The organism is Hydrogenophaga taeniospiralis CCUG 15921 (genome assembly GCF_001592305.1).
GTDB lineage: Bacteria > Pseudomonadota > Gammaproteobacteria > Burkholderiales > Burkholderiaceae_C > Hydrogenophaga > Hydrogenophaga taeniospiralis.
This window is the reverse complement of the sequence record NZ_BCWR01000019.1, coordinates 18,688-32,321: the sequence shown is the minus strand read 5'-3', so window position 1 is coordinate 32,321 and position 13,634 is coordinate 18,688. Positions and strand designations below refer to the sequence as shown.

The window sequence follows — 13,634 nt, the reverse complement described above, 5'->3', positions numbered from 1 at the left end:
TCTGTTGGGCGGCTGCTTCAGACCGCTGCGGCACCGGCCACGATTTCCGAAAGCTCTTTCGTGATCGCGGCCTGGCGGGTCTTGTTGTAGACCAGCTTGAGTTCACCAATGACGCTGCCGGCGTTGTCGGTGGCGGCCTTCATGGCCACCATGCGGGCGGACTGCTCGGAAGCCATGTTCTCGGCCACCGCCTGGTACACCTGGGCTTCCACATAGCGCAGCAGCAGCTCGTCGATCACGGCAGGGGCATCGGGTTCATAGATGTAATCCCAGTCGCGGCCACCGGCACCGTCCTGCAGCGTGCTCGCGTTGAGCGGCAGCAGCTGTTCGATCACCGACTCCTGCTTCATCGTGTTGATGAACTTGGTGTAGCAGACGTAGACCGCATTGATCCGGCCTTCGGTATAGGCGTCGAGCAACACCTTGACCGGGCCGATCAGCTTGTCGAGGTGGGGCGTGTCGCCCAGACCCGTCACGCTGGACACCACCTTGGCGCCGATGCGGTTGAGGAAGCCCAGACCCTTGTTGCCAATGGCCACGGCTTCGGCGCTCACGCCCTGGGACTGGAGGTCCTTGAGCTGGTTGGTCACCGCGCGCAACACGTTGGTGTTCAGGCCCCCGCACAGACCCTTGTCGGTCGTCACCACGACAAAGCCGGCGGCCTTGGCGGTGTTGATCTGCATGAACGGGTGCGTGTACTCCGGGTTGGCCCGACTCAGGTTGCCGGTGATCTGGCGCACTTTCTCTGCGTAGGGCCGGGCCGCACGCATGCGGTCCTGCGCCTTGCGCATCTTGGAGGCGGCGACCATTTCCATGGCTTTGGTGATCTTCTTGGTGTTCTCCACCGATTTGATCTTGCCGCGTATTTCCTTGCCTACTGCCATTGCTGCTCCTTTATCGGGTCAATGGACGGATCAGTACGTGCCGGTCTTCTTGAACTCAGCGATGGCGGCGGCGAGCTGGGCTTCAGCGTCCTTGTCCATGGCCTTGTCGGATTCCATCTTGGCCAGCAAGGCCGCGTACTTGTCTTTCAAGTAAGCGTGCATGCCCGCTTCAAACGACAGCACCTTCTTCACTTCGACGTCGTCGAGGTAGCCCTTGTTCACGGCAAACAGCGTGGAGGCCATCAGACCGATCGACTGGGGCGAGTACTGGGCCTGCTTGAGCAGTTCGGTCACGCGGGCACCGCGGTCCAGCTGCTTGCGGGTGGCTTCGTCGAGGTCGGAAGCGAACTGCGCGAACGCAGCCAGTTCACGGTACTGGGCCAGGTCGGTACGGATACCACCGGACAGCGACTTGATCAGCTTGGTCTGCGCAGCACCACCGACGCGGGACACCGAGATACCGGCGTTGATGGCGGGGCGGATACCAGCGTTGAACAGGCTGGTTTCCAGGAAGATCTGGCCGTCGGTGATCGAGATCACGTTGGTCGGCACGAAAGCGGACACGTCGCCGGCCTGCGTTTCGATGATGGGCAGTGCAGTCAGCGAACCGGTCTTGCCCTTGACTTCACCCTTGGTGAAGGCTTCGACGTAGTCGGCGTTCACACGGGCAGCGCGCTCCAACAGACGGCTGTGCAGATAGAACACGTCGCCGGGGTAGGCTTCGCGGCCTGGCGGGCGGCGCAGCAGCAGCGAAACCTGGCGGTAGGCCACGGCCTGCTTGGACAGGTCGTCGTACACGATCAGCGCGTCCTGACCACGGTCGCGGAAGTACTCGCCCATGGTGCAGCCGGAATAGGCCGACAGGTACTGCATGGCAGCGGATTCAGAGGCCGAAGCCGCCACAACGATGGTGTACTCCATCGCGCCGGCCTGCTCCAAGGCACGCACCACGTTCTTGATCGACGAGGCCTTCTGGCCGATCGCGACGTAAACGCAGGTCATGTTCTGACCCTTCTGGTTGATGATCGCGTCGATGGCCACGGCGGTCTTGCCGGTCTGGCGGTCACCGATGATCAGCTCGCGCTGACCACGGCCCACGGGCACCATCGAGTCGATCGACTTCAGACCGGTCTGCACCGGCTGGTCCACCGATTTGCGGGCGATCACGCCCGGAGCGACCTTTTCGATCACGTCGGTCATCTTGGCGTTGACCGGGCCTTTGCCGTCGATCGGAGCGCCCAGGGCGTTGACCACGCGGCCAATCAGTTCGGGGCCGACCGGCACCGACAGAATCTGGCCCGTGCACTTGACGGTCTCGCCTTCGGAGATGTGCTCGTACTCACCCAGAATCACGGCGCCGACGGAGTCGCGCTCCAGGTTCAGAGCCAGACCAAAGGAGGGCACGCCATCCTTGTTGGCCGGGAATTCCAGCATTTCGCCCTGCATCACATCGGACAGGCCGTGGACGCGGACGATACCGTCGGTCACCGACACCACGGTGCCCTGGTTGCGCACATCGCTCGATGCGCCCAGACCCTCGATACGGGACTTGATCAGTTCAGAGATTTCGGCGGGATTGAGTTGCATGACTCTTTCCTTCTTTCGTTAAATGGGATGAGGGCGCGCCCGTGCAGTCAGCCAAAAGGCCTTCAGGCCGTGAGGGCAACTTTCATTTGTTCCAGGCGGGCTTTGATCGAAGTGTCGAGCACCTCGTCACCCACCACCACGCGAACACCACCGATCAGCTCCGGCTGCAGCGTGACCTGCAAGTTGAGCTTGCGGCCAAACCGCTTTTCCAGCACACCGGAGAGGTCAGCCAAGGCAGCGTTGTCCATGTCAAAAGCGCTGTACACGATGGCGTCGAAGGAGCCCAGTTGCGCGTTCTTCAATGCGCGAAACTGACTGGCAATTTCGGGCAAGGCGGCAAGGCGTCCGTTGTCAATCACCGTGCGCAGAAAGTTCTGCGCCATGGCGGGCAGGCTGCTCTTGAGCACGCCGGAGATGACGCCGAACACCTGCTCGGGCGAGGACTTGGGACTGTCAGCGAACTGGCGCAGTTGCTCGTTGGAAGCAACGGCCGCCAATTCGTCCAGCCATGCGGCTGCACCGGCTGCGTCCGCGCCTGCCACTTTGAACAGCGCTTCCGCGTAAGGGCGGGCTATTGTTGCGATTTCGGCCATGGTCTACCTTGGGATGCCTGCGGTTAACGTTGGTTGCGTCAGCGTGGGGCGGATCAGAGTTCGCTCTTCAAACGGCCCAGCAACTCGGCATGGATGCCGGCGTTGACTTCGCGCTTGAGGATCTGCTCTGCACCCTTGACGGCCAGCGCAGCGACTTCTTCTCGCAGCAATTCGCGCGCCTTGATGACCTGCTGATCGGCTTCCTGACGGGCGGTGGCCACGATCTTGGAAGCCTCTTCGGTGGCTCGCGCCTTGGCCTCTTCAATCACGATCTGGGCGCGGCGTTCGGCATCGGCCAGACGGGTGGCGGATTCGTTGCGCGACTTGCTCAACTCTTCTTCCACACGTTTGTTGGCCACGGCCAGTTCGGACTTGGCTTTCTCGGCGGAAGCCAGTCCTTCGGAGATCTTCAACGCACGCTCATCCAGTGCCTTGGCGATGGGGGGCCACACGAATTTCATCGTGAACCACACCAGGATCGCAAAGACGATGGCCTGCGCAAAGAGGGTTGCATTGATATTCATCGCAACGCCTTTCTGTGTGTTAACAAAGGTGGTGACGCACTTGCTGCCGCGAAGCGCCACGCACGGTGACTGAGCCCCAGGCCCCCATCACCAGCGCTGCGCAGGGCAGCAAACCCGATTACAGCGTGAAGGGGTTGGCGAACGCGAACAGCAGGGCGATGGCCACACCGATCAGGAAGGCGGCGTCGATCAGACCGGCCAGCAGGAACATCTTGGTTTGCAGGTCGTTCATCAGCTCGGGCTGACGCGCGCCGGATTCAAGGAATTTGCCGCCCATCATGCCGATGCCGACAGAGGCGCCCAAGGCACCCAGACCGACGATAAGACCGCAAGCCAGTGCGACGAGACCCAGAACGTTTTCCATGATGACTCCTATGAGATGAACGAAAGTTGAGAAAGAAAGGGAGAGAAACGAAACTCAGAGCGAGGTGGAACCGCGCCGCTTAGTGAGCGTCATGCGCCTGCCCGAGGTAAATCAGGGCCAGCATCATGAAAATGAACGCCTGCAAGGTGATGATCAAAATATGGAAGATGGTCCACACCGTGCCTGCGATCACATGTCCGACGAAGAACAATCCACCACTGAGCGAGAAGGCGGCAAAACCACCCAGCAACGCGATCAGCATGAACACCAGCTCACCCGCGAACATGTTGCCAAACAACCGCATGCCGTGGGAAACCGTCTTGGCCACGAACTCGATCATCTGCATTGAAAAGTTGACCACGCCCAGCAGCAGTGCCGCGATGGGGTTCTTACTGGTGCCAAAAGGCGCCGTCACCAGCTCGTGGGTCCAGCCGCCCAGGCCTTTGATCTTGATGTTGTAGAACAGGCAGAGCAGCAACACCGAAACCGACATCCCCAGCGTGGTGGACAGATCGGCGGTGGGCACCACGCGCAGATAGTCCGCAAAGCCCAGGGCCGGACCAGCCTTGTGCCAGAGGCCCGGCAGCGCATCGACCGGCAGCATGTCCATAAAGTTCATCATGAAGATCCAGACGAACACCGTCAGCGCCAACGGAGCGATGAGCTTGCGGCTGTTGGCATTGTGGATCACCGATTTGGCCTGGTTGTCCACCATCTCCACGAGAATTTCCACCGCCGCCTGAAAGCGCCCGGGGACTCCCGCCGACGCAGCCCGCGCGGCGCGCCACAGCAGAAAACAGACAAAGGCCCCCAGCAGCACGCTGATCACCACGGAGTCGAGGTTGATCACGGAGAAGTCCACGATGGACTCCTGTTTGTGGCCGGTGTTGTTGAGGTGAACCAGATGGTGCCGGATGTATTCACCCGGGGTCAATGTGTGTCCTTCAGCAGCCATGTTCGTTTGTATCCATCAACCGTTTGAGTTCAACGCCGGGTCTGGATCCAGAATCCAAACCAGTACACCTTGAGTACCACCACCAAGCCCACCACCAGGGCGAGCCAATTCAGGTCAGGGACGATTCTGGGCGCCGACCACAACATGGCCACCGACAGCAGAATCTTGACCCCCTCCCACAAAACAAAACCCATGAACATCGAGATCACATGCCCCGCCGCCCGGCGGGACAAGGCACTCGACGTCATGCCCCAGGCCATCAGGGCCGTCGGGATCACCACCGAAGCGGCGCCATACAGAACCGACGACGCCAGCGACACCGACTGCGTGAACAACCATGTCAACGCACCGACCGCCAGGCCGACCAGCAACTGCACACCCACCAGACGCCAAGCCGACAGCGCCGGCTGGCTGGACCGCCACTGCAACGCCTCTTCGTGCGTGAGTGGCTTGAAATCGGCTTCCTTCGCCCCATCTTCCCAAGCATCAGTGGCTTGCGTCGTCGACCCGACCGGAGGCATTGTCGACATGGCAAATTACAGGCGGGTTACAGATGGATGCGATTGAGCACAGCCGTTGATTATACGTAGAAACCCCATGGGCTCGTCAAGACTGCTGGCCGGACCACGGCAGGCAGCTCTCGCTGCGTCCGATAATCTCAAAAATGAACACCCCCCCCGAAACAAGCACGTCCGTGCTGCCCGACTCACTCTGCTATCTCAACGGCGAGTTCGGCCCTCTGCGCGACGCCAAGGTGAGTGTGCTGGACCGAGGCTTCATCTTCGGCGACGGTGTCTACGAAGTGTTGCCGGCCTACGGCGGCAAGATCTTCCGTTTCGAGCAGCACATGGCCCGGCTGGAGCGCTCACTGGGCGAACTGCGCATCACCAATCCTCTGAGTTCCGAAGCGTGGCTGGCCATTGCGCGCCGTCTGATTCAGGCGCTGATGGAATCCACCGGAGCAGTCAACCAACTGGTCTACATTCAGGTCACCCGCGGGGTCGCGGTGCGTGACCACGTGATGCCACCCGGCCTGCGGCCCACGGTGTTTGTCATGGCGGGCGACATGAAGCTGGCGACGCCGGAGCAACGGCAACTCGGCGTGTCCTGCGTCAGCGCCGACGACTTCCGCTGGCAGAAGGCCCACATCAAGAGCACCAGCCTGCTGGGCGCGGTGTTGGCCCGCCAGATCAGCGCCGACGCCGATGCCGTGGAGACCGTGATGTTCCGCGATGGCTTTCTCAGCGAGGCCGCCGCCAGCAACGTCTGGGTGGTGAAGAACGGTGTGGTCATGGGACCTCCCAAGGACCATCTGGTGCTCGAAGGCATCCGTTTCGACCTGATCGAAGACCTGTGCCGGGAACAGGGCATCCCCTTTGAGCTGCGCCGCATCGGCCGCACCGAGGTGCAGGACGCCGACGAACTGATGCTGTCATCGGCCACCAAGGAGGTGTTGCCCATCACCATGCTGGACGGCCAGCCGGTGGGGCATGGCGCGCAGCGTGGCCGCCCCGGTCCGGTGTACGAACGGCTTTACGCCGGATACCAGCGCGCCAAGGCCGCGCAATCGATCTGAGGAACATCGCCATGGACCTGCCCCGCGAGATCCCGCCCGAACAATCGCTCATCGAATACCCCTGCCACTTCCCCATCAAGGTGATGGGCGCCAACGTGGACGGCTATGTCACGGCCATGACACACGTGGCCAAAGCCTTCGACCCCAGCTTCGACGCCTCGACCATCGAACTGCGCCCGAGCAAGGCCGGCAACTACATGGGTCTCACCCTGTCGGTGTACGTGACCAGCCGCGAGCAGCTCGACGAGCTGTACCGCACACTGACCACGCACCCCATGGTCAAGATCGTTCTCTGAGCATGCAGATCCGCAACCTCGGCCGGGTGGAGTACGCGCCCACCCACGACGCCATGGTGGCGTTCACCGAGGCGCGCACCGCCGACACGCCCGATGAGCTCTGGGTCTGCGAGCACCCCCCCGTGTTCACGCAAGGCATTGCCGGCAAGGACGACCACCTGCTCGCGCCGGGCGACATCCCGGTGGTCAAGACCAACCGGGGCGGCCAGGTGACCTACCACGGCCCGGGCCAGGTGGTGGCCTACCCGCTGATCGATCTGCAGCGCGCCGGTTACTTCGTCAAGGAATACGTCTACCGCATCGAAGAGGCGGTGATCCGCACACTGGACCACTTCGGCGTGACCGGCCACCGCGTGGCCGGTGCGCCCGGCATCTACGTGAGGCTGGACGACCCGACCAGCCATGCGCTGCTGCCCCAGCGACCGCAAAAGAAGGTGGAAGGCCAGCCTGCGGCCGACCCCGACTTCACCGGTCTGGGCAAGATCGCCGCACTGGGCATCAAGGTCAGTCGCCACTGCACCTACCACGGCGTGGCGCTCAACGTCGCCATGGACCTGCAGCCCTACTGGCGCATCAACCCGTGTGGGTATGCGGGACTGCAAACGGTGGACCTTTCTACAATCGGAGTCGCCGTTTCATGGGATGAAGCGGCCCAGGTCCTGAGCCAGAAGCTCGGCACCATCCTCAGCCCCTGAACCTCCCGTTCATTCATTGCGCCACCCGCGCCCACGCCATGACCAGCCCCCTTTCTTCCACGCTTGGCCTCACGGCCGCCGACACGAACACGGTCCGCGAAGCCCAGCCCGCCGCCGGCTACGACGCCACCGCGAAGCAGAAAAGCCAGGCCAAGACCTCACGCATTCCGATCAAGATCGTGCCGGCCGAGGTGCTGAAGAAGCCCGAATGGATCCGCGTCAAGGCCGGTTCGCCCACCACGCGCTTCTACGAGATCAAGGACGTGCTGCGCGCCAACAAGCTGGTCACCGTGTGCGAAGAGGCCAGTTGCCCCAACATCGGCGAATGCTTCGGCAAGGGCACAGCCACCTTCATGATCATGGGCGACAAGTGCACCCGCCGCTGCCCGTTCTGCGACGTGGGCCACGGCCGCCCCGACCCGCTCGACGTGAACGAGCCCGAGAACCTGGCCAAAACGATCGCCGCGCTCAAGCTCAAGTACGTGGTGATCACCAGCGTGGACCGCGACGACCTGCGTGACGGCGGCGCCGGCCACTTCGTGGCCTGCATCGAAAAGACCCGTGAGCTGTCACCGGGCACGCAGATCGAGGTGCTGGTGCCCGACTTCCGAGGCCGCGACGACCGAGCGCTGGAGATCCTGAAGGCCGCGCCACCCGACGTGATGAACCACAACCTGGAAACCGCGCCACGCCTGTACAAGGAAGCGCGTCCTGGGTCGGACTACCAGTTCAGCCTGAACCTGCTCAAGAAGTTCAAGGCCTTGTTCCCTCACGTACCGACCAAGAGTGGCCTGATGGTCGGCCTGGGCGAGACCGACGAGGAAATCCTCGAAGTCATGCGCGACATGCGCGCGCACGACATCGAGATGCTGACCATCGGCCAATACCTCGCCCCCAGCGGCCACCACCTGCCGGTGCGCCGCTACGTGCACCCGGACACCTTCAAGATGTTCGAGGCCGAGGCCTACAAGATGGGCTTCACCCACGCCGCCGTGGGCGCGATGGTGCGCAGCTCGTACCACGCCGACCAGCAGGCGCACAACGCGCTCAGCGCCAACAAGGCCTGAGCATGAACCGCCCGGCCGATGCCCTGTCGGTCCGGTGCTACGGCGCCTCGCACGGCAGCCATGCGCACGACCACTTCCAGATCCTGCTTGGGCTGGACGGCGTGCTGGAACTGGAAGTGGATGGTCATGGCCGGCGCGTCGCGGCCGGCGATGGCGCCGTGATCTTCCCCGGGGATCGCCACGACTTCGAAGCCAGCGGCTCGGCGCGCTGCCTGGTGCTGGACTCCCGCGACGCCCGCTGGCAACACGCCCACCACAGCCCCGAGCCACGGACGCTGGCCCCCCTGGCCAGCTACCTCGCCGCTGCCTGCGACAGCGCCCTGCCCCGCGCCCGGCTGCTCGGCCCGGCCCTTCTCCTGGAAGCCTGGACACCGCCCGCCGTGGTGCGGCGGGCACGGCGCGCCATCGACTGGGTGGCACTGACCGCCTGGACACAGGCCCGCGGTCATGAGGCCCTGCAGGTGAACGACCTGGCGGCGCGCGTGCACCTGAGTGCCGCTCAGTTCACCACCCGTTGCCGAGAAGACCTGGGACAAAGCCCCATGGCATGGCTGCGCGGGCTGCGGCTGGCCGAAGCACGCCAGTTGAGAAACCAGGGCCTGCCCGTGGCCGAGGTAGCGCGGCGCACGGGCTACCGCTCGCCGTCGGCGCTCACCGCCGCCCTGCGCAAGCAAGCGGACCACTGACGACCAAGACCCACGGATCGCGACGATCCACCCGCGTGCGCCGACGATGCGGCCCGCTATGCTGGCCGCATGCGTCCTGGCTCACCGCGATCACCCCCACGGCGGCCCCCCTGGCCCTCGGTCCCTCAGCCCTTGGCGCTCATCGTTTCCCAGGCCGCGATCACCTCGGCGGCGTACATCAGCGCCGGCCCCCCGCCCATGTACACGCACACGGCCAGCATCTCTTCCAGTTCGGCGCGCGTGCAGCCCAACTGGACCAGGGCCTTGACGTGGAAACCGATGCAACCCGAGCAGCGCTGCGTGACCGCGATCGACAGCGCGATCAGCTCCTTGTGTTTGGCGCTGAGCTCACCATCGGTGATGGCGGCTTTGGCCAACTGGCCAAAGCCCGCCATGGCGGTGGGCTGGGCCTTGCGGAACGGCGCCAGGTTCTCGTTGATGTCGCGCATCAGGTCGTTGTGATTGAACGTGCTCAAGAAATGTCCTTTGCAGAAATAATACCCAGTGGAGTATCACTCATGAGCCAGACATCCCGCCTTGTCATGGGTCAAGGCCCGGTCGCGCCCGTCGGGGTGAGCGCATGACGGCCAACCTGCTGGCGCTGGGCGCCATTGCGCTGTGGGCCTCCCTGGCCGCGCTCGGTGTGTCGCTGTCGCACGTGCCCCCTTTCCTGCTCACGGGGCTGGCCCTGCTGGTGGGCAGCGTGATCGCCCTGCCCCTGTCGCGCTGGGATGTCCGCCAGTGGCGTGTGCCCAGCGCCACGCTCGCGCTGGGTGTCTATGGCCTGTTCGGGTTCCACTTCCTGCTATTCATCGCACTGCGCCACGCGCCGCCGGTGCAGGCCAATCTGGTGAACTACCTCTGGCCATTGGGCATCGTGGCCATGGCGCCCTGGTTTCTGCCTGGTGTGTCGCTCACCGCCCGCCACGTGCTGGCCGCGCTGATCGGTTTTGCCGGCGCGGCGCTGGCCATCCTGGGTGGGCGCGGCGCGGGTACCGAAGCGGTCTGGGCCTGGGGTTACGTCCCCGCGCTGGGCTCGGCCTTCATCTGGGCCAGCTACTCGCTGCTGACTCAACGCGTGCGGGCTTTCCCCACCGCGGCCATCGGCAGCTTTGCACTCGCATCGGGCCTGCTCTCAGTGTTGTGCCATGTCTGGCTGGAGCCCTCCACCACGCTGTCGGCCCGTGACTGGGGCCTGATCGTGGTACTGGGCCTGGGCCCGCTGGGCGGCGCGTTTTTCCTCTGGGATGCCGCCCTCAAACGGGGTGATGCGCGGCAGATCGGGGTGCTGAGCTTCCTGACGCCGCTGCTGTCCACCCTCGCGCTGCTCTGGGTGCGCGGCGAGACGCCGAGCACCTCGGTGGCGCTGGCGGCGGTGATGATCATCGGCGCGGCGGTGATGGCCACACGGAGCCGTTGAGGGCTCCCATACGAACTGCTTACAAGGCGTTCACCCGCCGGGAAGGATCTCGGCTGGACTTTGCAGTGCTCGACCTGAGTGTGGAAATCAAGCAAGATCGGACTTATCGTCTTTGAGTGAAGACTCGACATCGGCACGGGTGGAGACGGTCCATGCGGTCGCATTCACTTCGACAATAATTGCTGTTAATTTCAGGAATCGAACCATGAATCAAGCTATTTTTCTCATGAAGTTCGACAGATTGACAAGCGATTTGCCGCCGGGCGCCTGACCCCCATGTCTGCGCCACCTCTACGCATCCTGATCGCGATGTGCTACCTCGTGCATCGCACGGGAGCCGAGATGTTCACGCGCGACCTGGCGCTCTGGATGCGTCGGCGTGGCCACGCGGTGACCGTTTTCGCCACCGCTTTTGGCGACATGGCCGACGAATTGCGCCACGCTTCGATCGCGTGCATCACCGACGTCGCAGACATGGCCGCGCGACCCGACGTCATCATTGGCAATACGCACCACGAAACGGTTCGCGCGCTGCTGCATTTCCATGATGTCCCTGTCCTGTCGATCTGCCACGACCGCAGCGCGGACCATGGCCGACCGCCACAGTTCTCCCAGGTGGTGCGTCATGTTGCGGTCGACGAGAACTGCGCCGAGCGGTTGATGCACGAGTTCGGCATCGAGCGCCAGCGCATCGAACTCATCCAGAACGGGATCGACCTCTCGCGCTTCCTGCCACGCGCGCCCTTGCCAGCCACGCCCCGTACGGCGCTGGTTTTCAGCAACTATGCATCGCACGATGCCCAGCTCGAAGAGGTTCGCGCCGCATGCACCGAACGAGGTCTTGCGCTGGACGTGATAGGCAGCGGCAGCGGCAACCACCTGCCGGACCCGGCCGCCGCGCTGGGGCGGTACGACATCGTTTTCGGCAAGGGGCGCTGTGCCACGGAGGCGCTGGTCACCGGCAACGCGGTGGTGGCACTCGATCCGAGCGTGGGCATGGGGGAGATGGTGACAACCGCCACGGTGGCGCATGCACGTCGCTGGAATTTTGGCAGAGCCCTCATGACGCGGCCGATCACGCGGCAAAACGTGATGGCCGAACTCGACAAGTTCAATGCGAAGGATGCACGCGAAGCCGCAGACTGGGCCCGCAGGCACTGCGGACTGGACACCACGCTGTCCGCGCTGGAACACTGCGTGCACCGAATGATCGACACCCATGCAGTCATCCTGGTCCCGGCGGAGCAGCGCGCACTGGAGATGGCGCGCTACGTGGACGACTGGATCCGGCGCGGCAACGCCACCACCGCGCACATGGGCCTTGCCGCGCTGCACCAGCACATCGCGGGATTGCAACAGGCATTCAACGATCAGCAGCGCGCGCATCAGGTTCAGGCCGATGCCTGGCGCGCCGAAATTCAGCGGCTCACCGAGCATGCCGCCGCGCTCCACGCGCGGATCGACGAGACCAGTTCGCGCCTGGTTGACGCCGAGCGGCAAGCGCGAAACGAGGTCACCGAGGTGCGCGCGCAGTGGGACGACGAGATCACCGGCATGCGCGCGCAGTTGCGCGAGATCCATGCCAGCCGATCGTGGCGCCTCACTGCGCCGCTACGGCGGATTTCCACCTACCTTCAGGCGAAAAGTCAGCGCACATGAAACACTTGTTGATTGCTGCCCATCCAGGGCATGAGTTGCTGCTGTGGAAATGGCTTCGGAAAGAGCGACCGCAGGTGGTGGTGCTCACCGACGGCGCCGGATCGAACGGCGTGCCACGGTTGGGCTCCACGGTCGACAACCTGGAGCGTGCAGGCGCCAGCTGGCTTCCGCAGGTGCTCGCGCCGGTGGCTGATACGGCGATCTACCAGGCCCTGCTGGACGGCGACACGGCTATGTTCGCGCGATGGCTCGACGCGCTGACAGCCCATGTGATCGAACAGAACATCGAATGCATCGTCGCGGACGAAGCGGAGGACTACAACCCCTCCCACGACTTGTGCCGCGTGCTGGCCAATCAGGTCGCCCTCCAAGCAAAGGCGAACGGCCATCCGGTGCTCAGCTTCGGCTACCCGACCGTCGGGCATCCCTGCCCGCCGGCACGCCTCGCGGCCGAGGAGCATGTCGTGGTCGAACTGGGGGTCCAGGAGTGGCGATCCAAGCTGGACGACCTGTACGGCTACACCCGCTCCTTTGGCGGGCAACTGCAGCGCGAGTTTGAGGGCTTCATTGCGGAATTCGGCGCTGAAGCCTATGGCAGAGAGTGCCTGTTCACGGCCCAACCCACGCGCTATGAGCAGGCCGAGGCGCCCGCTACCAAGCCCTTCTTCGAGAGTGCCGGCGAAGAGCGCGTTGCGGCCGGCATCTACAAGCACGTCATTCGGGGCGCCCACCTGCAGGCTGTGGCCGAGCATCTGCGAGGCCATGCTCGCTGAAGCATCGATGCCTGCCGATTTACCCCTCACCCTGTGGCTCACCGGCCTGAGCGGCGCGGGCAAGACCACCTTGGGCCGGACACTGTCCCTGGCATTGAATGACAGCGGCCGCCGATGCGTCATGCTCGACGGCGACACCCTGCGCCGCGGGCTGAACCGGGACCTTGGTTTTCTCCCACACGAGCGCAGCGAGAACATCCGCCGCGCCGCCGAGGTCGCCCGGCTGATGAACGACGCCGGCCTGATCGTCATTGCGACCTTGATCTCGCCCTTGCGCGCCGACCGGGCACATGCCAGTTCCATCATCGGGGCGCATCGTTTCCTGGAAATCCACGTCAGCACACCGCTGGAAGTGTGCGAGGCCGCTGACGTCAAGGGCCTGTATCGCCAGGCCCGGCGAGGCGAACTCGCCTTGTTCACCGGCGTCAGCGCGCCCTATGAGGCGCCGGAGGCACCCCGCCTGGCAATCAACCCCATGCGGATGGGGCTGCAGCCCGCCGTGCGCGAACTGCTCGCGTTGATCGGGGACACGACGCCATGAGCCACCACCATCTC

The 13,634-nt window shown here is 64.0% G+C and carries 17 protein-coding genes; 9 read left to right on the top strand and 8 right to left on the bottom strand.

Annotated features, from left to right (window positions below; translation table 11 throughout):
• Positions 1-17 precede the first annotated feature (17 nt).
• The 7 genes from atpG to HTA01S_RS20385 form a co-directional block, all read right to left on the bottom strand.
• Positions 18-884: a F0F1 ATP synthase subunit gamma gene (atpG, locus tag HTA01S_RS20415; protein ID WP_068174691.1), complete on the bottom strand. Its 867-nt coding sequence runs from the start codon at positions 882-884 to the stop codon at positions 18-20.
• Positions 885-914: 30 nt separating this feature from the next.
• A complete protein-coding gene (gene atpA, locus HTA01S_RS20410; protein ID WP_068174688.1) occupies positions 915-2,471 on the bottom strand; it encodes a F0F1 ATP synthase subunit alpha in 1,557 nt (518 codons plus the stop codon).
• Positions 2,472-2,533: 62 nt separating this feature from the next.
• The gene (locus tag HTA01S_RS20405) at positions 2,534-3,064 is read right to left on the bottom strand and encodes a F0F1 ATP synthase subunit delta (protein ID WP_068174687.1); all 531 of its coding nucleotides are present in this window, start codon (positions 3,062-3,064) and stop codon (positions 2,534-2,536) included.
• 53 nt (positions 3,065-3,117) lie between these two features.
• Positions 3,118-3,588, bottom strand: coding sequence for a F0F1 ATP synthase subunit B (locus tag HTA01S_RS20400; protein WP_068174685.1), 471 nt, complete (start codon positions 3,586-3,588; stop codon positions 3,118-3,120).
• A 118-nt stretch (positions 3,589-3,706) separates the two neighbouring features.
• Positions 3,707-3,952 carry a F0F1 ATP synthase subunit C gene (gene atpE / locus HTA01S_RS20395; protein WP_068174683.1) on the bottom strand — a complete coding sequence of 82 codons (246 nt, stop codon included), beginning with the start codon at positions 3,950-3,952 and terminating at the stop codon, positions 3,707-3,709.
• Between the two features lie 79 nt (positions 3,953-4,031).
• A complete protein-coding gene (gene atpB, locus HTA01S_RS20390) occupies positions 4,032-4,907 on the bottom strand; it encodes a F0F1 ATP synthase subunit A (RefSeq protein ID WP_068174681.1) in 876 nt (291 codons plus the stop codon).
• Between the two features lie 29 nt (positions 4,908-4,936).
• Positions 4,937-5,437 (bottom strand): ATP synthase subunit I, encoded by a 501-nt coding sequence (locus HTA01S_RS20385; RefSeq protein ID WP_245638164.1) that lies wholly within the window; start codon positions 5,435-5,437, stop codon positions 4,937-4,939.
• A gap of 134 nt (positions 5,438-5,571) precedes the next feature.
• On the opposite strand from HTA01S_RS20385, the gene HTA01S_RS20380 reads away from it, so the two are divergent.
• Genes HTA01S_RS20380 through HTA01S_RS20360 form a run of 5 tightly spaced genes read left to right on the top strand, consistent with a single transcriptional unit; the run spans position 5,572 to position 9,227 of the window.
• A complete protein-coding gene (locus tag HTA01S_RS20380; protein WP_068174679.1) occupies positions 5,572-6,483 on the top strand; it encodes a D-amino acid aminotransferase in 912 nt (303 codons plus the stop codon).
• An 11-nt stretch (positions 6,484-6,494) separates the two neighbouring features.
• Entirely contained in the window at positions 6,495-6,779 is a 285-nt protein-coding gene (locus HTA01S_RS20375) for an HP0495 family protein (RefSeq protein WP_068174677.1), read from the top strand.
• A 2-nt stretch (positions 6,780-6,781) separates the two neighbouring features.
• Positions 6,782-7,474: a lipoyl(octanoyl) transferase LipB gene (lipB, locus tag HTA01S_RS20370; protein WP_068174675.1), complete on the top strand. Its 693-nt coding sequence runs from the start codon at positions 6,782-6,784 to the stop codon at positions 7,472-7,474.
• Between the two features lie 38 nt (positions 7,475-7,512).
• Positions 7,513-8,541 carry a lipoyl synthase gene (gene lipA, locus HTA01S_RS20365; RefSeq protein ID WP_068174674.1) on the top strand — a complete coding sequence of 343 codons (1,029 nt, stop codon included), beginning with the start codon at positions 7,513-7,515 and terminating at the stop codon, positions 8,539-8,541.
• 2 nt (positions 8,542-8,543) lie between these two features.
• Entirely contained in the window at positions 8,544-9,227 is a 684-nt protein-coding gene (locus HTA01S_RS20360; RefSeq protein ID WP_068174671.1) for an AraC family transcriptional regulator, read from the top strand.
• 125 nt (positions 9,228-9,352) lie between these two features.
• Here HTA01S_RS20360 and HTA01S_RS20355 read toward each other — a convergent pair whose 3' ends face one another.
• The gene (locus tag HTA01S_RS20355) at positions 9,353-9,703 is read right to left on the bottom strand and encodes a carboxymuconolactone decarboxylase family protein (protein WP_068174669.1); all 351 of its coding nucleotides are present in this window, start codon (positions 9,701-9,703) and stop codon (positions 9,353-9,355) included.
• Between the two features lie 104 nt (positions 9,704-9,807).
• Between HTA01S_RS20355 and HTA01S_RS20350 the strand changes: the two genes are divergently transcribed.
• The 4 genes from HTA01S_RS20350 (at position 9,808) to cysC (ending at position 13,620) form a co-directional block, all read left to right on the top strand.
• Entirely contained in the window at positions 9,808-10,647 is an 840-nt protein-coding gene (locus HTA01S_RS20350) for a DMT family transporter (RefSeq protein WP_068174668.1), read from the top strand.
• A 342-nt stretch (positions 10,648-10,989) separates the two neighbouring features.
• Entirely contained in the window at positions 10,990-12,306 is a 1,317-nt protein-coding gene (locus HTA01S_RS20345) for a glycosyltransferase family 4 protein (protein WP_245638163.1), read from the top strand.
• Positions 12,303-13,079 carry a hypothetical protein gene (locus tag HTA01S_RS26070; protein WP_068174662.1) on the top strand — a complete coding sequence of 259 codons (777 nt, stop codon included), beginning with the start codon at positions 12,303-12,305 and terminating at the stop codon, positions 13,077-13,079. The genes HTA01S_RS20345 and HTA01S_RS26070 overlap by 4 nt, the downstream gene beginning before the upstream one ends.
• Entirely contained in the window at positions 13,069-13,620 is a 552-nt protein-coding gene (gene cysC / locus HTA01S_RS20335; protein ID WP_407656126.1) for an adenylyl-sulfate kinase, read from the top strand. Before HTA01S_RS26070 ends, cysC begins: the two co-directional genes overlap by 11 nt.
• Positions 13,621-13,634: the final 14 nt, after the last annotated feature.

Coding starts and splice junctions, on each gene's coding strand:
- atpB (WP_068174681.1), bottom strand. CDS start 4,907: ATGGCTGCTGAAGGACACACATTGACCCCGGGTGAATACATCCGGCAC.
- HTA01S_RS20400 (WP_068174685.1), bottom strand. CDS start 3,588: ATGAATATCAATGCAACCCTCTTTGCGCAGGCCATCGTCTTTGCGATC.
- lipB (WP_068174675.1), top strand. CDS start 6,782: ATGCAGATCCGCAACCTCGGCCGGGTGGAGTACGCGCCCACCCACGAC.
- HTA01S_RS20380 (WP_068174679.1), top strand. CDS start 5,572: ATGAACACCCCCCCCGAAACAAGCACGTCCGTGCTGCCCGACTCACTC.
- HTA01S_RS20345 (WP_245638163.1), top strand. CDS start 10,990: ATGTTCACGCGCGACCTGGCGCTCTGGATGCGTCGGCGTGGCCACGCG.
- atpE (WP_068174683.1), bottom strand. CDS start 3,952: ATGGAAAACGTTCTGGGTCTCGTCGCACTGGCTTGCGGTCTTATCGTC.
- atpA (WP_068174688.1), bottom strand. CDS start 2,471: ATGCAACTCAATCCCGCCGAAATCTCTGAACTGATCAAGTCCCGTATC.
- HTA01S_RS20405 (WP_068174687.1), bottom strand. CDS start 3,064: ATGGCCGAAATCGCAACAATAGCCCGCCCTTACGCGGAAGCGCTGTTC.
- HTA01S_RS20375 (WP_068174677.1), top strand. CDS start 6,495: ATGGACCTGCCCCGCGAGATCCCGCCCGAACAATCGCTCATCGAATAC.
- HTA01S_RS20385 (WP_245638164.1), bottom strand. CDS start 5,437: ATGTCGACAATGCCTCCGGTCGGGTCGACGACGCAAGCCACTGATGCT.
- HTA01S_RS26070 (WP_068174662.1), top strand. CDS start 12,303: ATGAAACACTTGTTGATTGCTGCCCATCCAGGGCATGAGTTGCTGCTG.
- HTA01S_RS20360 (WP_068174671.1), top strand. CDS start 8,544: ATGAACCGCCCGGCCGATGCCCTGTCGGTCCGGTGCTACGGCGCCTCG.
- atpG (WP_068174691.1), bottom strand. CDS start 884: ATGGCAGTAGGCAAGGAAATACGCGGCAAGATCAAATCGGTGGAGAAC.
- lipA (WP_068174674.1), top strand. CDS start 7,513: ATGACCAGCCCCCTTTCTTCCACGCTTGGCCTCACGGCCGCCGACACG.
- HTA01S_RS20350 (WP_068174668.1), top strand. CDS start 9,808: ATGACGGCCAACCTGCTGGCGCTGGGCGCCATTGCGCTGTGGGCCTCC.
- cysC (WP_407656126.1), top strand. CDS start 13,069: ATGCTCGCTGAAGCATCGATGCCTGCCGATTTACCCCTCACCCTGTGG.